The organism is Brevibacterium sp. (assembly GCF_022712115.1).
Taxonomy (GTDB): Bacteria; Actinomycetota; Actinomycetes; order Actinomycetales; family Brevibacteriaceae; genus Brevibacterium; species Brevibacterium salitolerans.
Genome location: NZ_JALAHB010000063.1, coordinates 1 through 18075 on the forward strand (window position 1 = coordinate 1; position 18075 = coordinate 18075).

Annotated in this window: 13 protein-coding genes and 1 pseudogene; 4 read left to right on the plus strand and 10 right to left on the minus strand. The window is 72.0% G+C overall.

Features of this window, described 5'->3' with window-relative positions; genetic code table 11:
• A pseudogene (locus tag Q0A33_RS03750) lies at positions 1–593 on the minus strand (M18 family aminopeptidase); the annotation flags it as partial.
• A gap of 196 nt (positions 594–789) precedes the next feature.
• Here Q0A33_RS03750 and Q0A33_RS03755 point away from each other — a divergent pair.
• The gene (locus tag Q0A33_RS03755; protein WP_291793323.1) at positions 790–2121 is read left to right on the plus strand and encodes an MFS transporter; all 1332 of its coding nucleotides are present in this window, start codon (positions 790–792) and stop codon (positions 2119–2121) included.
• 41 nt (positions 2122–2162) lie between these two features.
• Entirely contained in the window at positions 2163–3698 is a 1536-nt protein-coding gene (locus tag Q0A33_RS03760; protein WP_291793325.1) for a DUF1684 domain-containing protein, read from the plus strand.
• A gap of 92 nt (positions 3699–3790) precedes the next feature.
• Here Q0A33_RS03760 and Q0A33_RS03765 read toward each other — a convergent pair whose 3' ends face one another.
• Positions 3791–5752, minus strand: coding sequence for a M13-type metalloendopeptidase (locus Q0A33_RS03765; RefSeq protein WP_291793327.1), 1962 nt, complete (start codon positions 5750–5752; stop codon positions 3791–3793).
• Positions 5753–5926: 174 nt separating this feature from the next.
• Here Q0A33_RS03765 and Q0A33_RS03770 point away from each other — a divergent pair, with 174 nt between their 5' ends.
• Positions 5927–6577, plus strand: a complete 651-nt coding sequence (locus Q0A33_RS03770) for a copper resistance CopC family protein (protein WP_291793329.1) — start codon at positions 5927–5929, stop codon at positions 6575–6577.
• A gap of 206 nt (positions 6578–6783) precedes the next feature.
• Here the strand turns inward: Q0A33_RS03770 and Q0A33_RS03775 are convergent, their stop codons facing one another.
• The 8 genes from Q0A33_RS03775 to Q0A33_RS03810 all read right to left on the minus strand — a co-directional run bounded on the left by Q0A33_RS03775 (position 6784) and on the right by Q0A33_RS03810 (position 17274).
• Positions 6784–7908, minus strand: coding sequence for a glycerate kinase (locus Q0A33_RS03775; RefSeq protein ID WP_291793331.1), 1125 nt, complete (start codon positions 7906–7908; stop codon positions 6784–6786).
• Positions 7909–8098: 190 nt separating this feature from the next.
• The gene (locus tag Q0A33_RS03780) at positions 8099–9358 is read right to left on the minus strand and encodes an MFS transporter (RefSeq protein ID WP_291793333.1); all 1260 of its coding nucleotides are present in this window, start codon (positions 9356–9358) and stop codon (positions 8099–8101) included.
• A gap of 249 nt (positions 9359–9607) precedes the next feature.
• Positions 9608–11248 carry a phosphoglucomutase (alpha-D-glucose-1,6-bisphosphate-dependent) gene (pgm, locus tag Q0A33_RS03785; protein WP_291793335.1) on the minus strand — a complete coding sequence of 547 codons (1641 nt, stop codon included), beginning with the start codon at positions 11246–11248 and terminating at the stop codon, positions 9608–9610.
• A gap of 247 nt (positions 11249–11495) precedes the next feature.
• On the minus strand, positions 11496–12899 hold the full coding sequence (locus Q0A33_RS03790) for a hypothetical protein (protein WP_291793337.1): 1404 nt from the start codon (positions 12897–12899) through the stop codon (positions 11496–11498).
• Positions 12896–13222 carry a rhodanese-like domain-containing protein gene (locus tag Q0A33_RS03795; protein ID WP_291793340.1) on the minus strand — a complete coding sequence of 109 codons (327 nt, stop codon included), beginning with the start codon at positions 13220–13222 and terminating at the stop codon, positions 12896–12898. The genes Q0A33_RS03790 and Q0A33_RS03795 overlap by 4 nt, the downstream gene beginning before the upstream one ends.
• Before the next feature lie 206 nt (positions 13223–13428).
• Positions 13429–15285: an AMP-binding protein gene (locus Q0A33_RS03800; RefSeq protein WP_291793343.1), complete on the minus strand. Its 1857-nt coding sequence runs from the start codon at positions 15283–15285 to the stop codon at positions 13429–13431.
• A gap of 92 nt (positions 15286–15377) precedes the next feature.
• Complete coding sequence (locus Q0A33_RS03805) at positions 15378–16883, minus strand: acetyl-CoA hydrolase/transferase family protein (protein ID WP_291793346.1); 1506 nt, start codon at positions 16881–16883, stop codon at positions 15378–15380.
• Positions 16884–16887: 4 nt separating this feature from the next.
• Entirely contained in the window at positions 16888–17274 is a 387-nt protein-coding gene (locus Q0A33_RS03810) for a helix-turn-helix domain-containing protein (protein WP_291793349.1), read from the minus strand.
• Positions 17275–17362: 88 nt separating this feature from the next.
• On the opposite strand from Q0A33_RS03810, the gene Q0A33_RS03815 reads away from it, so the two are divergent.
• Positions 17363–17971, plus strand: a complete 609-nt coding sequence (locus Q0A33_RS03815) for an NAD(P)H-binding protein (RefSeq protein ID WP_291793351.1) — start codon at positions 17363–17365, stop codon at positions 17969–17971.
• Positions 17972–18075 lie beyond the last annotated feature (104 nt).

Sequence of the window (18075 nt, forward strand, 5' to 3'; positions counted from 1 at the left end):
ACCATGTCCGCCAGACCGATCACCGGCTGAGTGTGACGCGGCCGGTCCAGCGTGAGCCCCTCATTGGCCTTGCGGGCCAGATGGAGCGCCAGCTGCGGGATGCGGGCGATGGGCCCGGTGCGCGCCAGCACCGTCGAACCGTCGCGCAGCACCAGGCGGCCGGCGAAGCACAGCTCGCGGTCCAGCCAGGAGTTGAGCAGCGGACCGCCGTAGATCTCCACACCGGCCTGCAGCGCGCCCTCGGCGGTGAACTCCGGGCGCGGCCCGAGCTTGAAGGCGGGGGAGTCCGTGTGCGCACCCAGCACGCGGAAGGGCGGGAGCGGAGAGGCCGAGGCCCCGGCGGCCGGAGCGGTCGCCTCCGCGGCCGCGCCGTCCGCGTCCCCGGCCTCGGGCTCATCCCCGGAGCCGGCCCCGGTGGCAGCGCTCGCATCCGCGGGCACGGCGAAGGCGATGACGGCCCCGTCGCGCACGACCACGTAGCGTCCGCCCGGGGCCAGGACCCATGCCTCCTCCTCGCTCAGCTCCTCGAACCCCACCGCGGCCATCCGCTCCCTCACGGCGTAGGCGGCGTGATACGACGAGGGCGCGGCCATGACGAAGTCGGAGAGTTCGGCCGCATGCGCGGCGGCGGTGGCCGCCGTGGCTGCGGAGTGAGGGGCGCTGCTGTGGCTGCCGGTGCGGGTCTGCGCGGAATGCATGCTCATGGCCTCCAGCCTAAGCCGGGGGCGGCGGTGCGCGTCCGAGCCGGGGGCGGCGGTGTACGTCCGCGCCTGCCGATAGCCTCGAGAGGTGTTCACGTCTCTCATCCGTCTGCTGGGCTGGACCTACCTGCCCATCTCCCTCGTGGCGAAGCTGCCCTTCGCGATGTCCGTCGTCGCCGTCATGACCTCCGTGTCCGCCCTGCGCGGCTCCTACACCGAGGCCGGCACCACCGCAGCCCTGGTGGGGCTGGGCACCGCGGTCTCCGGTCCGCTCATGGGCGCGGCGGCTGACCGGTGGGGCCAGCGCGGCGTGCTCCTGGCCCTGGGCGTCGCCAACTGCGCTGCGCTGCTGGGACTGGCCTGGGCTCTCGTCGCCGTGGCTCCCTCGGGCGCGATCATGGCGTGCGGCCTGGCGATCGGACTGACGGCTCCGCAGGCCTCCTCCATGGTCCGGACGCGCTGGCTGCTCGCCATCGATGCCGAGGTGCCCGGGGACCGCCGGTCGAGGGCCACCTCCGCGGTGCTCTCCTACGAGTCGATGATGGACGAGCTCATGTTCGTGTTCGGTCCAGTGATCGTGGGACTGGCCGCCGTGGCCTGGGGCACCGTCTCCCCGGTCGTGGGCGCGGCCGTGCTCACCGCCGGAGGGGTCACGGCCTTCGCCCTGCACCGCTCGGCGGACTACGCGCGCGGCCACAGGGCGGGTGGCACACGGGGAGCGGCCTCGGAGGCTCCCCGCTCTGCCGCGGCCGGGGGCTCCGGAGCGCACGCCGCTGCCGCGCCCTCCGCCGGGGGCGCTGCGGCACCCGGCGCGCCCGCCGCTGCGCCGGATCCGGTGTCCTCGCTGCTCCGCGCGGCGGTGCTGCTGCCGGTGCTGGGAATGGTGAGCATCGGCCTGTTCTTCGGATTCAGCCTCACGAGCCTCACCGCATTCATGGAGACGCAGGACCGCGCCGATGCCACGGGCATCCTCTACGGCGTCATGGGCGTGGGTTCGGCGGTCTTCGCCCTGGGTGTCGTGGCGCTGCCGGACCGGTTCCGGCTCAACGTCCGCTGGCTGGTCTTCGCCTCGGTCGCGGTGGCAGGCTGCGTCGTCTACTCACAGGCGCAGACGCTGCCGGTGTTCGTGGGTGCCCTGCTGCTCATGGGGACGGGCGTGGGGCCGAGCCTCGTCACCCTCTTCTCGATCGCGTCCGCCAACGCGCCACGCGGCCGCATGACCACGGTGATGGCGACCATGACGACCGGTGTGGTCGTGGGACAGTCCGGGGCCTCGGCCGTGGGCGGAGCGGTGCTGGACACGCTGGGGCTGCAGGCCGGTCTGCTGGGCCCGCTGGCGGCGACGCTGCTCCTCCTGGGCGCGGGAATCACCCATCTTTTCACCCCTGACGCCCGGGGGACTCGCAAGCGTGTGTCCTAGGATGTGAGGCGTCCCGCAGCATCCGACGTTCGAGGTCTCCAGTGGAACAGTTCGAATCAGAATGGCATGCCTGGCATGACGAGCGCCTCGCCGCGCTGGCGACGCCCTTCGGGTTCCTGAGCGTCACCGGCCTGCACTGGCTGGAGGAGGGTGCCAACACCTGGGACTCCGCCCCCGGCGTGTTCGAGCGCCGGGGCAGTCTCATCCGCTTCCTCGTGGAGCCCGGCCGGAGTGTGGGACCCACGGCCGCGACGATGGACGCGCAGCGGGAGGCCGCGGAGCGGGAGGCGCGACAGCAGGAGTCGCAGGGCCAGGACGCGCGCCCTGGAGCTGCCGGCGAGCCCGTCGCGGAGTTCGGGCGGGAGGCGGACGGCACACCCTGGATGCGCGTGCTCGCCCCCGGTTGCTCGCACCCCTGGCTGCTGGCCGACCACACCGTCTTCGAGGTGATCGAGCGCGACGGACGGCTGGGGGTGCGCATCCGCAGCTCCAGATCCGCGCTGCTGCAGAACTTCGTCGAGGTGCCGACCTTCCCGCTCGACGTCGCCTGGACCGTGACCGGCACCTTCACCCCGTTCCCGGAGCCGCGCACGGTGCGCATCGCCACCGCACTGCCCGGGCTCGAGGCCGACGCGGTCACGGTGGGCGAGGTCTCCTTCGAGCTGGGCGGGCACACGCACCGCCTCACCGTCACCGGCAGCCCGCAGACCGGCCTCCGGGCGGACTTCCACGACTACACCAACGGCGAGTCGACCCCGTCCTGGAGGACGCTGAGTCTGGGCGTGCCGGATGCCGCGGGCAAGGTGATCCTCGACTTCAACCGCGCCGTCGTCTACCCGTTCGCGTTCCTGCCCTGGGCCACCTGCCCCGCGCCGGTGCCGGAGAACATCCTGCCGCTGGCGGTGACCGCGGGGGAGCTCAAGCCGCTGCGCACCATCGGGGAGTCGGGCATCAACCATCCCGTGGGCATCATCGACCTCTCCCGCGGATTCGACATGCCGGAGGCGCTCGCCTGGCTGGAGGAGGCCGGGGCGGACGTCATCCGCTTCCGCGTGCACGCGGGGGTCCCGATGCCGGGGCCCATCGCCGCGGACGCCTTCATCGTCGCGGGTGTGACCGGTGCGGACGACCACGCCGGCGAGGAGGTCGTGGCCCAGGTCCGCGAGTTCGCGGAGGACGCACTCGCCGTGGGCACGCCCATGGTGGGGATCGGCAGCTCGGGAGCCGCGCTGCTCCGCAGGGCGGCGCTGACGTGCGACGGCACGGAGACCGCTGCCGGGGCCGGTGGCGTCCACGGTCCGGCGGACGGCGCCGGTGCGAACGGGCGCGGGCGCGGCACCTCTCCGTCCCTCGTGGTGAGTCCGGACCTGGCCGGTGACCGTCTGCTGCGGCCCTATGTGCGCAGGGACGAGGCCACGGGCCTGGGGATCATCGAGGTGGACGTGCTCGCCGAGGCCGCGAACGGCACGAGCGCCCGGTCCCGAGGCGAGCGCGGGTCCGGGGAGCCGGTGCAGGACCGCCGCCGCGTCTGGTTCGAGCTCATCGACCGCTTCGCCCGCCTCGTGCTCACGCGCTGAGGTCTCCGTTCGCGCGCGTGTCTCACTGCGCTTCGCCGGAGGCCGCTTCCGGCGAAGAGCAGTGAGACACGAGCTGAAGGCGAGCCCTCAGCTCACCAGATGGTGACGCGGTTCTCCGGGGTCAGCCACATGCCGTCGCCCGGCTGCACCCCGAACGCCTCCGCGAAGGCGTCCATGTTCTTCACCACCTGGTTGCAGCGGAACTCCTCGGGGGAGTGCGGATCGATCGTGAGCCGCCGCCGGCGCTCCTCCGCGCGCATCGTCGAGCGCCAGGCACGTGCCCACTGGGTGAAGAACGCGCGTGCGTCCTCCTGAGTGACCTCGCGGCCCTGCTGCGCGCGGCGGATGCCCAGCGCCTTCCAGGCGATCGACAGGCCGCCCAGATCGCCGATGTTCTCGCCGATCGTGAGCGCGCCGTTGACGTGCTCGTCGTCTGAGAGGCCGGCGGGCACGAGCGCCTCGTACTGCTCGATGAGGGCGGAGGTGCGCTGCTCGAACCTCTCGCGGTCGGCCTCGGTCCACCAGTTCGTGAGCTTTCCGCGCCCGTCGTAGCGGGAGCCCTGGTCGTCGAAGCCGTGGCCCACCTCATGCCCGATCACGGCGCCGATCGCCCCGAAGTTCTCCGCGTCCGAGGCCTCCGGGTCGAAGAACGGCGGCTGCAGGATGGCGGCGGGGAAGACGATCTCGTTCATGACGGGGTGGTAGTAGGCGTTGACGGTCTGCGGCGTCATGAGCCACTCCGTGCGGTCGATCGGCTGCCCGATCCGGCCCACCTGCCGTGCGTGCTCCGCCGCGACGGAGCGGCGGACGTTGCCCACGAGGTCGTCGGCGCGGATCTCCGCCGGGTACTCGCGCCAGCGGTCCGGGTAGCCCACCTTGGGGGTGAAGAGGGAGAGCTTCTCCAGCGCCCGCTCCTTCGTCTCCTCACCCATCCAGTCGAGGCCGCGGATGGAGGAGTCGTAGGCGGCGATGAGGGCGTCCACGAGTTCGCCGATCGCCTGCTTGGACTCCGGCGGGAACTCCTGCGCCACGTAGATCCGTCCCACGGCCTCGCCGAGCAGCCCCTCCACCAGGCTCACGCCGCGCTTCCACCGCTCCCGCATGGTGGGCGTGCCGGAGAGGGCGCGGCCGTAGAACGCGAAGTTCTCCTCGACGATCTCGTCCGTGAGGTACGGGGCGAACGCGTGCGCCACGTTCAGCATCGCCCAGGTCTGCAGATCCTCGAGCGGCGTCTGCTCCCAGACCTCGCCCAGGCCGGTGAGGAAGCTGGGCTGGGCGACGACGAGGTGGGAGAGCCGCTCCGCATCGATGTCCGTGCCCGTCAGCCAGCCGCGGAGGTCGAACCCGCCGGCGCGTTCGGCGGCCTCGGCGACGGCGAGCGCGTTGTAGGTCTTCTCCGCGTCCCTGCTGGCGACGACGTCCCAGTGGTGTGCGGCGAGCGCGGTCTCGAAGGCGAACACCGCCTCGGCGAGGCTCTCCGCCTCACGCCCGGTGCGGGCGGAGATCCCGGTGAGGGCGAGCAGCCGCGCGGCGTGGGCGAGGAACGCCTCACGGATGGGGGCGTGCGCCTCCTCGCGGTAGTAGGACTCGTCCGGAAGGCTGAGCCCGCCCTGGTGGACGTAGAGGGCGTAGTGCTCCGGATCCGCCGCGTCCGCGGAGACATAGGCCGCGAGGGCGCCGCCCGTGCCCTCCTGCTCCAGGCGGGCGAGCACGGAGACGAGCGCATCGCGGTCGGAGGCGGCCTCGATCGCGGCGAAGGACTCCTCGAGGGGGTCGAGCCCCCGGGCCGCGATCGTGTCCGTGTCCATGAAGGAGGCGAACAGGTCCGCGACCTTGGGGTCCTCGGCGTGCTCGATGATGGTGCGGACCTTCTCCTCCGCGGCGTCGAAGAGACGGCGCATCTCCCCGTCGGCGGAGCGGTCGTCCGGGATCACGTGGGTGTCGATCCAGGCGCCGTTCACGTACCGGTAGAGGTCGTCCTGGGGGCGAGTGCGCTGACCAGCGGTGTCCTGGGCGGAGGCGCCCTGAGCGGGTGAGTCCTGGTGAGTCGTCATGCGCCCACCCTACGGCGCTGTGATCCGCATGACCACGCGGGGCCGATGGGCGCGTGAGGAGGAGATTCCCAGGCGCATCAGGGACAATCGGGAGGGTGCTGCGTCCGGGGACGGGTCGTGCCGGCGGGTCCGCCGGACGTGGCGCGGACAGACGCACTTCCGAGGAGGACCCCAGTGATCTCACGCCTGCGACCGGCCGGAGCAGCGCTCGCCGCCCTGTTCCTCATGCTGTTCGGTCTCACACTCAGCACCGCGGCTTCTGCGCACGACCAGCTCGTGTCCTCCTCGCCGGCGGACGGTGACGAGCTCGCCTCCCAGCCGGAGTGGCTCGAGCTGGAGTTCTCCGGCAACGTGCAGGAGATCGGCAGCGAGATCCGCGTGATCGGCCCGGACGACGCCGACGTCTCCGCCGGTGAGATCACCATCGAGGGCCGCACGCTCTCCAGCGCACTGCCGGACAACCTCGGGCCGGGCGAGTACACCGTGCAGTGGCGCGTGGTCTCCGAGGACTCCCACCCCATCGACGGCTCCTTCTCCTTCACGATCGGCGACGACGGCGCGGCCGGCCAGGACGGTGCGGCGGCCGAGGGCGACGGGGACGGCGCGCAGCTCGGCGGTGCGGCAGTGGATCAGCCCGAGGACGGCGCCCAGGACCAGGGCACGCTCAGCGAGGACGCCTCCGGCTCCGGCATGTCCACGCCCATGATCATCCTGCTCTCCGTGGGCGGTCTGGCCGTGGTGGTGCTCGTGGTGCTCCTGCTCATGCGCAAGCAGAAGGGGCTGCCGGGCACACCGGGCAATCCCGAGGACGGCGCGAAGGGCTGAGGGCCCGCCCCCTGAGCTGACTCGCTCTCGCGGACAGTGCGATGCCGCCCCGCTCGTCAGCGGGGCGGCATCGTGCTGTCCGGGCGGGTACAGCCCGGCCGAAGAGGGCTCGTAGAGGCGGGCTCCCCGTGGGCCGAACCCTGCCGCGGCGAGCGCCGCAGGTCCAGGGCTCCTCGCGCGCGGCGGCCTGGGGCGGTCCCCTTCGATCAGGCGAGACGGTCCGCCAGCGCCCCCGCGGCCTCGGCGAGGACCCTCTCCGGTTCGCGCAGGCACGTCTCCACGGGTGCGAACTCGCGCATCTCGACCATTCCGGCGACCCCGGTGCCCTGCAGCGCGGAGGCCTCCAGCTCCGAGGCACCGCAGACCACCCAGACGGGCAGGCCGCGGGCGGCGGCGCGCGCGATGACCTCGCCGGGGCCCTTCCCGCTGAGCGTCTGCCGGTCGAAGCGGCCCTCGCCGGTCACCACCAGGTCCGCCCGTGCGAGCTCTGCGTCGAAGCCCACGAGCTCCATGATGTACTCCGCGCCGGGCATGAGCCGCGCGCTCAGCCCCACGAGCGCACCGAACCCGGTGCCGCCCGCGGCACCGGCGCCCGGGGTCTCCGCCGCGCGGATCACGGCCTGCCGATCCGCACCGGTCGTCTCCTGCAGCGTCGCGGAGAAGCGGGCGAGGGCGGCATCGAGCCGTGCGACGTCCTCCGGCGCCGCACCCTTCTGCGGGCCGTAGACGGCGGCCGCGCCCCGGGGCCCCAGCAGGGGATTGTCCACGTCGGAGGCGAGCACCACCTCGGCCGCGGCCAGGCGGGGATCCATACCGGACAGATCCGCCCGGGAGAGCTGCTGGAGCCCGCCTCCGCCCGGAGCCACGGGTTCCCCGTCCGCCGTGAGGAAGCGGGCGCCGAGCGCGGTGAGCATCCCCGCTCCGCCGTCGGTCGAGGACGAGCCGCCCACTCCCAGGACGATGCGGGAGCAGCCCGCGTCGAGCGCGGCGGCGATGAGTTCGCCGGTGCCGCGGGTGTCCGCCGCGTACGCCGTCTCCCGGGTGGGCTGCAGCAGCGCGATGCCGCTGGCCTCTGCGAGTTCGACGATCGCGGTGTCCTCCCGCACCGCCCACGTCGCCTGCGCGGGGGTGCCCAGAGGGCCCGTGACCTCCGTGGTGCGGGCGGAGAAGCCGGCGGCGAGGGCGGCGGCCACGGTGCCGTCGCCGCCGTCTGCGACGGGCACAGACACGGTGGTGTGACCGGCGGAGCTCAGCGGTGCGGCCAGGGTGCGGGCGACCTGGGCGGAGGTGAGGGTTCCCTTGAATTTGTCGCAGGCGAGGAGGATGCGCATGGCATCAGAGCCTAGCGCCAGCCGGCCCCTGCGGGCAGCGGCGACCGGGAGCGCGGTGTGCGGCTGCAGGGCTGTGCGCGGCCGCAGGACGATGTGCAGCTGCGGTATGGGAGGCGGCGGAAGTCAGAGCCATGACGGCCACACGTTTCTCAGCCTGACCGCCACGGTGCGAACAGTGTAACGGACGTTCTCAGTCCTCGGCGACGACGGGGATCGAGGAGGTGTCCACGGTCTCCCGCCGGGGCCGTCGCCGGCTGCCGGGCACCCGCTCCGGGTCCATGAGCCGCTGCCCGGCGAAGGAGAGGAGGCATGCGAGCGTGGCGCAGACCGCGATGATCCACAGCGCCTCGTGCGCGCCCAGCCGGTCGATGACGCTGCCGGAGAGGGCGGAGCCGATGGCCACGCCGAAGCCCAGGGCGGTGGAGATCCACGCGAGCGACTCCGTGAGGCGCTGCGGCGGTGCGAGGGCCTGGATGACGGAGCTGACCGCGATGAGGCTGGGTGCGATCGCCCCGCCCACCACGAACAGGAGGACGGAGAAGGCGACCATGTCCGTGGCCAGCAGGAGGAGGACCCACGTGCCCACGCTCAGCAGCGTCAGCATGTAGGCGAAGCGCCGGCGGACCGGGATCTTCCAGTCCATCGCCCCGTAGACGGTGCCCGCGAGGAGGGAACCGGCGGCGAAGGCGCTGAGCGCGATGCCGGCGAAGGCCTTGGCGTCCTGCTCGTCGCCGAATCCCACGGCGGTCACATCCACCGCGCCGAACAGGATGCCCAGGAACACCTGGCAGAACACGGCCAGCAGGATGCCGGGGTGGGACAGGACGCGGCCGCCGCCTCCTGCCTTCCGGCCGCGCGGGGTGGGCTCGGTGGCCTTCTGCGGATAGAAGAGCAGGGAGCCGGCCAGGGTGGCGCAGCCGGAGAGGATCACGCCGGCGGGCGAGAACCAGGCGGTGGCCAGGGCGGTGACGAGGACGGGGCCGGTGACGAAGAGGAACTCGTCCGCCACGGCCTCCCAGCTGAAGGCGGTGTCGAGCTGCCTGCTGTTCTCCACGATCGCGTTCCACCGGGCGCGCACCAGCGAACCCAGGCTGCCCACACTCGCACCAGTGAGGCCGGCGAACACGAACACCCAGCCGAACCACCAGCCCATGTACACGGAGAGGAGCATGAGGAGCAGGGAGAGCATGTGCACGCAGACCACGGGCACCATCACCCGGGACTGGCCGAAGACGTCCACGAGTCGCGCGATGACGGGCGTGGTGAGCGCCTGCACCACCATGTAGCAGCTGGTCACGAGCCCCGCGAGCTCGTACGACCCGGTCTCCCCCTGGATGAACAGCACGATCCCGATCCCCAGCACTGCGATGGGCAGGCGCGCCACGAGTCCCGCGAGGGAGAACCTCAGCGCTCCCGGCAGGCCGAAGATCTCGGAGTACTTGCTCAGCATGGGCCAGAGTCTAAGCGGCGCGGACCCTCGGATTCCGCCGGATCCGGAGGTCCGCGGGGGAATGTGCCGCGAATCTCAGAAGACCGCGCCCGAGCGCCCCCTCCGCGGAGGTTACGTCTGCGTACCGGCCGTGTTGGGCGGCCGCTACGCAGACGTAACTTGCGGAGGGGAAGGAGCGCGGGGAGAGAGCGCGGGGCCCGGGCCGGTTCCAGCGCCGGGTTCTGGGCCTCGCCCGTGCCCGAGGCCGGGTCAGCCGATGACGGCGTCCACCAGTGCGCGGGCCTCGTCTTGGACCTGGGCGAGGTGGTCCTCGCCGCGGAAGGACTCCGCGTAGATCTTGTAGACGTCCTCCGTGCCGGAGGGACGCGCGGCGAACCAGGCGTTCTCGGTGCTCACCTTGATGCCGCCGATGGGTGCGTCGTTGCCGGCGGCCGTGGTGCGGATCTCCGTGACCTCGTCACCGCCCAGCTGTGCACTGGTGACGTCCGCCGCGCTGAGCGCGGACAGCGCGGCCTTCTGCTCCCGGCTGGCGGGGGCGTCCACGCGCGCATAGGCGGTGGCACCGTGCTGCTCTGCGAGCTCTGCGTATCGCTGGGAGGGCGTCTTCCCCGTGACCGCCGTGATCTCCGAGGCGAGCAGAGCCATCGCGATGCCGTCCTTGTCGGTGGACCAGGCGGAGCCGTCGCGCCGGAGGAATGAGGCTCCGGCGGACTCCTCACCGCCGAATCCCAGCGTGCCGTCACCCAGGCCCTCGACGAACCACTTGAAGCCCACCGGCACCTCGTACAGATTCCGCCCGGCGGCGGCCGCGACCCGGTCGAGGAGCGCCGAACTCACGAGGGTCTTGCCCACCCCGGCGGCGGCCGGCCACTCCGGGCGGTGCGTGAACAGGTAGTCGATCGCGACGGCGAGGTAGTGATTGGGGTTCATGAGACCGGCGTCCGGGGTGACGATCCCGTGCCGGTCCGCGTCCGCGTCGTTGCCGGTGGCGATGTCGTAGCGGTCCTTCGCCCCGATCAACGAGGCCATGGCGAAGGGGGAGGAGCAGTCCATGCGGATGCGCTCGTCCCAGTCCAGGGTCATGAAGCCCCAGGCCGGATCCACGTCCGGGTTCACCACCGTGAGGTCGAGGTCGAAGCGCTCGCTGATCTCCACCCAGTAGTCGATGGAGGCGCCTCCCATGGGATCGGCACCCACGCGCAGGCCCGCATCGCGGATGGCTGCGATGTCCACGACCGAGGTGAGGTCGGAGACGTAGGACTCCGCGTAGTCGAAGTTGTGGGTGGAGTCGAGGTGGAAGGCCCGCTGGAACAGTGTGCGCGGGATCTTCTCCCATCCGGCCTCCAGCAGGGCGTTCGCGCGGTCCTGGATCCAGCCGGTCGTCGCGGAGTCCGCCGGCCCGCCGTGGGGCGGGTTGTACTTGAAGCCGCCGTCCTCCGGAGGGTTGTGGCTGGGGGTGATGACGATCCCGTCGGCGAGGCCCTGTGCGCCGGCGCGGTCCCGGTTGTGCGTGAGGATGGCGTGCGAGATCGCGGGAGTGGGGGTGTAGCCGTCCCGGGAGTCGATCATGGCGGGCACGTCATGGGCGGCCAGGACCTCGATCGCGGTGAGGAACGCGGGTTCGGAGAGCGCATGGGTGTCGCGGCCCACGTACACGGGTCCCGTGATGCCCTGCGCCCTGCGGTAGTCCACGATCGCCTGGGTGATGGCGGCGATGTGCGCCTCGTTGAACGAGGCCCGCAGGCTGGAGCCGCGGTGGCCGGAGGTGCCGAAGCTCACCCGCTGAGCGGCCTCGGCGGGGTCCGGGACGATGTCGTGGTAGGCGTCGAGGACCGCGGGGATGTCCGCAAGGTCCTGCTCCTCTGCGGGATGACCGGCTCGTGTGCGCATGAGGACATGATGCCCAATCCGCGCGGCGGTGTCGCGGTGTTCTCGCCATGCGGCCCCCAACGTTCCCTGAGCGGAACCGCGGGTGCGCGCAGCGGGGGCAGCCGTGGTGCGCGCCTGCTGCAGCGCCGGCCCGAGCCTCCCACCGCGGTGCTCAGCACAGAAGCGGACGCGTGCCGTTGCGTGGGCCCTTGGCAGGACCCGCGCAGCGGCACACACGGATGGGGAGGCCCGCTCAGGGGAGGCCCGCTCAGCCCTCCGGGGTGTCCCGGCAGCCGGTGCCGGAGCCGATCTTCGTGATCATGCCGGTGGTCGCGTCACCGCCCAGCGTCTCCGTGACGAACCGGTCGCCGTCATCGTCCACGACTGCGGCGGTCTCGCCGATGTCCTCGCGCACGTCGGCGGAGGTCAGGCCCATCTCCTCGAGCGAGGAGCCCCAGCGCAGGGCGGAGTCGAGGGTGATCTCGTCCGGGATGCCGCCCAGCTCCGCCTCCCAGGCGAGGCAGGTGGCCCAGTCCGTGTTCTCCGGGGGAGTGACGAGCGAGGCCGTGAACTCGTCCCAGGTGCGGGTCCGCCGTTCGTAGCCGGCGTAGTCCGTGTCCTCGACGGTGTCCGTCTCCTCCTCGTCCGGTTCGCCCAGCCTCTCGCTGAGCCGGTCGAAGGCCTCCTCCGGGCTGAGGTCCTCTTCGCCGGTGAGCACGGCGCGGTCGCCGTCAGCGCCTACCACCACGGTCTCCTCGGGCCGTGGGACGGTGTCGAGGATGTCCTCGCTGCGGGTGACTTCCGCGACGGCGCCCAGCTCCGGGTCCCACTGGTAGTTGGCCCACACGCGGCCGCTGGGAGCGCCGGGTTCGTCCCCCTCCTGTTCGGGGCGGAGGAGGTAGCGGTAGCCGTCGCCGTTGCGCAGGCTGGAGTGGAGGAACGTCTGGCCGCTGTCCGCAGGTGCGCGGTGGGGGACCTGTGCCGCCGAGGTGCCGGTCGCCGCCTCGGCACCTGCTCCGCCGCCGTCCACCCCGGAGGCCGTGTCCTGCGCGGCGCCGGTGGGGGCATCCGCCCCGTCCGCCGGCGCACCGGCCGTCACCAGGCCCACCACGGTGAGGGCGTCCTGGGTTCCGCCGACGATCATGTGTCCGGAATCGATCCGGGCGGCGTCCCCGGAGGGTGCCTCGCCGCCCACGGCGTCGCACTCGAAGGGCACGGAGGCATAGGCGCGTCCGTCCGGTCCGATCTCCACGTAGTTCGCATCTCCGGTGATGCGGATCCGCACCTGCGCTCCGTCCGGGAGGTCTGCGGTGGGCGCGCTCGGGTCGATCGTGGCCTCGCCGCTGGAGAAGTCGACCGGTCCCTCGTGCATGCAGGCGGGGAAGGCGGTGAAGGTGCCGCCGCCGAACTGCACCTGCGAGTCGCGGGTGATCGCGGCGGGTGCCTCGGCCTCGGGCGCCTGCGTCTCCGCGGCGGGTTCCGCGGAGGCCGGTGCGGGTGCTTCCGCGGCCGGCTCGCCGGAGCCGGAGCACCCGGCCAGAGCCAGCAGTGCGAAGGCGGCAGCCGCGGCGGGCGAGGTGCGTGCGAGCCGGGGATGCCGGAGGGCGCCGTGCCTGCGCACGTGCGTGGAAGGCGCGTCGGGCGCAGGCGGAGCCGAGGCGGGAGGCGTCACTTGACCCACGGCTCCTCGCCGGTCTCGGAGACGATCGGCAGACCGTGGTCGAGGTTCCAGGCGCCCATGCCGCCGTTGACGTTGATCCCGTCGAAGCCGTTCTGGTTGAGCCAGGCCACGGCCTGGCGGGAGCGGCCGCCGGTGCGGCAGACGACGTAGATGTCATCGTCGAGCGGGAGTTCGCCGTAGCGGACGGGGAGCTCGCCCAGCGGGATGTGCTGGGCGCCCTCGATGTGTCCGGCCTCCCATTCGTCGTCCTCGCGGACGTCGAGGATGGGGGCTCCTTCGGGGATCTCTGTGACTGCGGTGCTGGGAATGTCCATGCCTGCGATTCTACGAGCACGCAGGTCTCGCGTCAGGGCCGCACTGTGCCGAATGCGCAACGCGGCCGGGCTCCGGCGCAGCCATTCTCAGAACGGCGCCGTGACCCGGAGTCGTTGCACGTGCGGCCGCCGCCCCCGGGGGAGGCCTCCTCTCGTCTGCGGATTCGGGACGAGGGGAGGCTCTCCCGCGGGCACGCACCCACGCCTCACAGCCGCGTGCGCAGCTCCGTCTTGAGCACCTTGCCGGCGGCGGAGACCGGCAGCTCATCCGTGAAGTGCAGCTCGCGGATCTTCTGGTACGGCAGCACGCGGGTGGCGAACCAGGAGGTCAGCTCCTCGCGGAGCTCCTCGTCGGTGGCATCGAGGCCGGATTCGCTCGCGGCGCGGTCGGGCACGACGAAGGCGACGGGCAGCTCGCCCACCTCCTCGTCCGGGCGGCCCACCACGGCGCAGCGCAGGACGGCGGGGTGCGCCGCGAGTGTGTCCTCGAGCTCGCGCGGGTACACGTTGTAGCCCTTGTACAGCAGCATGTCCTTGGCGCGGTCGTGGATGCGGTAGAAGCCCTCCGCGTCCACGGAGGCGATGTCGCCGGTGCAGAGCCAGCCGTCGACGTACTGCTCCGCGGTGAGCTCCGGCGCGCCGTAGTAGCCATCGGTGACCTGCGGTCCGGAGATCCACAGCACGCCCTCGTCACCGGTGGGCAGGACGGTGCGCCCGTCCGCGGCACGGATCTCCGCGCGGGTGTCCGGGATCGTCACGCCCACGCTGCCCGCCTTCCGGAAGCCCTGCGGGGACATGTCGGAGGCGAGCACCACGCAGGTGCCCTCCGTGAGGCCGTAGCTCTCCGCCACCGCGGCGTTGGGGAGGACTCCCTTGATCGTCTCCAGCCCGTGGGCGTCCAGGGGTGCGGCGCCGGAGCCGGCGACGGTCATCGACTCGATGGTGCGGCCAGTCTTCCGGGCGTAGTCCGCCAGCGCCAGGTACATGGGCGGATTGCCCGAGGTGTAGGACACCTGCCAGCGGTCGCACAGGTCGAAGAAGACCTCCGGGCGGAAGCGGCCGGTGAGCACGGTGGTGACGCCGCCCAGGGTGAAGAGCGCGAGGCTCGCGATCCCCTGCGCGTGGAACAGCGGCGGCACCTGTGCGGCCACCCCGGAGCCGGGATGCAGGAAGGGCTCGCCCAGCTCGGAGATGGGGGTGAGCACGAGGAAGCCGTCCTCGGCGCGCTCCACGCGGGAGAAGTAGCGCCAGGCCGCCATCTGCACGGCGTTGGAGACGACGTTGCGGTGCAGGACGCGCACGGCCTTGGAACGTCCGGTGGTGCCGCCGGTGAACTGAAAGTGCGCCACTGTGTCCGGTGCCGCCAGACGCGGTTCGAACCCCTCGTCCGAGTGTTCGAGCGCAGCGGCGAAGGACTCGAAGAGCGGCTGCGCGGCATCCTCGATGAGGGCTGCGGCGCGCTCATTCTGCTCTGCTGAGGCCGGGGCCGCCCACGTGGGTTCTGCGACGAGGACGCGGCGGGCATCGAATCCGGCGGGCTCATCTGCGTGGACGTCGCCGGATGCCTGCGCGTCTGAGGATGCCGTTGCGGCCTCGACCGCGGCCTCCAGGTGCGCGGGGTGCGTGATGAGCACCTGTGCGCCCACCTCGCGCAGCTGCCGCGCGAGCGCGTGCGCCGGCTGCAGGGGGTTCACCAGGGTGACCGCCGCGCCGGTGAGGAGGACTCCCCAGTAGGCGACGTCGAAGTGGCGGGAGTTGGGCAGCTGGATGCCCACGACGTCGCCCAGCCCCACACCACCGGCGGCCAGAGCGGACGCCAGGGAGCGGGCCTCGGCGAGCAGCTGGGCGAAGGTGAGCTGTTCCTCGCCGTCGACCACCGCGACGCTCTCCGGCCAGCGGCGGGCGGAGGAGAGCAGCAGTTCCGGCACCGCCGCCTCGGGGTAGTCGAGCGTGCGGGGCATTCCCGCGGGGTAGTACGTGCCTGCCGCAGTGGCGTCTGTGCCTGCGGCGGCGGGTGCGGCGGCATCTGCGCCGGCGCTGCCCGAGGCCATCTCAGCTGTCATGGTCGTCCCTCCGTTGCGAATCGACTTGGAGCCTACGACTGTCTGATCGTTCGATCAAGAAGGAGCCGCACGGGGGTGGGTGTGCCTGCGGCTCACATGGGCCGGCCGGCCTGAGCGCGCTGGTGCCAGCTCAGGGCCTCGGCGAGGATGTGCGGGGCGTGGCGGGCGGTGGGGTTCTCCCGCCAGGCGCGGTCGTGGTAGTCGAGCAGGCGGTCGCGGAAGTCCGGATGTGCGCAGTGGGAGATGATCCGGCGGGCGCGCTCATTGGGCGCGGTGGCGCGGAGGTCCGCGATGCCCTGCTCCGTGACGAGGACCTGGACGTCGTGCTCCGTGTGGTCGACGTGGGGGACCATCGGCACGATCGAGGACAGCGATCCGCCCTTGGCGGTGGACGGGGAGACGAAGAAGTTGAGGTAGGCGTTCCGGGCGAAGTCGCCGGAGCCGCCGATCCCGTTGATCATCGTCGAGCCATTCACCTCGGTGGAGTTCACGTGGCCGTAGATGTCGGCCTCGACCATGCCGTTGATCGCGATGACGCCCAGGCGGCGGACGATCTCCGGGTGGTTCGACATCTCCTGGGTGCGCAGCAGGATGCGGCCCTTGTACTTCTCGATCTCCGCGTTGAACTGCTTCGCGCGCTCGCGGCTGAGGCTGAAGCTCGTCGCGGAGATCGAGTCGAGCTTCCCGGAGTCCAGGAGTGCGAGCAGGTTGTCCTGGATGACCTCGGTGTAGCTGGTCATGTGCTCGAACTCCGCCTCCGCGAGGCCGGCGAGAACGGCGTTGGCGACATTGCCCACCCCCGCCTGCAGCGGCAGCAGGTTCTCCGGCAGGCGGCCGGCGCGCACCTCGTGGCGGAGGAAGTCGATGAGGTGACCGGCCATGTCCTGGGAGGTCTGGTCCACAGGGGAGAAGGAGTTGTCCCGGTCCGGTGCGTTCGTGCGCACCACCGCGGCGACCTTGGCGGGATCCACCCGGAGATACGGATCGCCGATTCGCTGAAGCGGATCCCGCAGCTCGATGGGCATGCGGTAGGGCGGGCGGCGGGTGCCGTAGTAGACGTCGTGGAAGCCCTCGTAGGCCCGAGGCTGCCACTCGTTGACCTCGAGGATGACCCTGTCCGCGAGGTCCAGCCAGGTCTTGTTGTTGCCGACGGAGCTGGACGGAACCAGGAGCCCGTTGGGCAGGATCGCCGCGACCTCCACGACGGCCACGTCCAGCTTTCCGTGGAAGCCGAACCAGACCTGCTGGGCCAGGTGGGAGAGGTGGGTGTCCGTGTACTCGACCTCACCGGCGTTGACCTGCCGGCGGAGGGTGGGGTCGGAGAGGAAGGGGGCGCGCTTGGCGATGCCGTGGGCGCGGGCGAGCACGCCGTCCACCTCGTCGCCGGTGGAGGCGCCGGTGAGCAGGTTGATCCGGAAGTCCTCGCCGGCGTCATGCGCAGCCTCGATGCGCTCAGCGAGGGCGGAGGGCACCGCCTTGGGGTATCCCGCACCGGTGAAGCCGCTCATCCCCACCGTGTCACCCGGTCGGATGAGCTCCGCGGCCCTTTCCGGAGTGGTGACCTTGGAAGCGAGAACGGGATCTGTGATGCGAGACATGGGGTCAAACATGCCCGATGCCCTGTGCCTCGTCCAAATCCCGCGTGCGGTGCGCGACGATCGCGGCGACGTTCTGCTCCGCCCAGGTGCGCAGGGCCGCGACGGGGGTGCGCAGCGAGAGGCCGAGGTCGGTGAGCGCGTACTCGACGCGCGGCGGCACCTCCGCATAGGCGGTGCGGTCGATGAGGCCGTCTCGCTGGAGCGACCGCAGGGAGGCGGTGAGGACCTTGGGTGTGATCGCTCCCACTCTCTCCCTCAACTGGCCGAAGCGCAGGGGGCCGGCGGCCAGAGCTTCGATGATGAGGACGGTCCACCGGTCGCCGACCCTGTCCAGCACCGTTCGGGTGGGGCACGCGGGGTTGAACGCGTCGCCGGTCCAGGGGTCTTCCATGTGCGCCTCCGATAGTATCCTTGAGGTACTCGATATCCTAAGGATACTATCAACTCGGTGCATCACGGCACGCAGAATGGAGGAGAACATGAGGATCGCAGTGTTCGGGGCGACGGGAATGATCGGCTCGCGGATCGTCGCCGAGGGGGCACGTCGCGGCCACGACGTCATCGCGCTCTCGCGCTCCGGTGACGATGTTCCGGGTGCGAGGGCGGCTCGCAGGGCGGACATGGCCGACGCCGAGGACGTGGCCGCGGCGGCTGCCGATGCGGACGTCGTCATCTCGGCGACCGGGCCCAGCCGGACCGGCCGGCCGCATGAGGATTGGCTGCACGCCGTGGAGTGCCTCGTGCGGCGGGCGGTGGGGACGCGCCTGCTCGTCGTGGGCGGTGCGGGGACTCTGGAGGTGGACGGGGTGCGACTTCTCGACGCCCCGGACTTCCCCGCTGCCTATCACGCCGAGGCGGTCACTCAGGCAGAGGCGCTCTCCCTGCTGCGCGGAGCCGAGCGCGCCGACTGGACCGTGGTCTCCCCGGCGCCGGAGATCGGCCCGGGGGAGCGTGCGGCCGAGTACGCCTCGGGTGCGGACTCCCCGGCGGGCGGCCGGATCTCCGCGGAGACCTTCGCGGTCGCGATCCTCGACGAGGTCGAGCGCCCGGCCCATGCGGGCGAGCGCTTCACGGTCGCCGATCTCTGAACGATCCCGGAGGCGGGGAAAGGCGACGGCGGCGGGCCGGGGCGGACCCGGCCGGCGCCCGCCGAGGGTGCGGGGGCGGGCGCCGCCCGGGGGCGGGGCCGGGG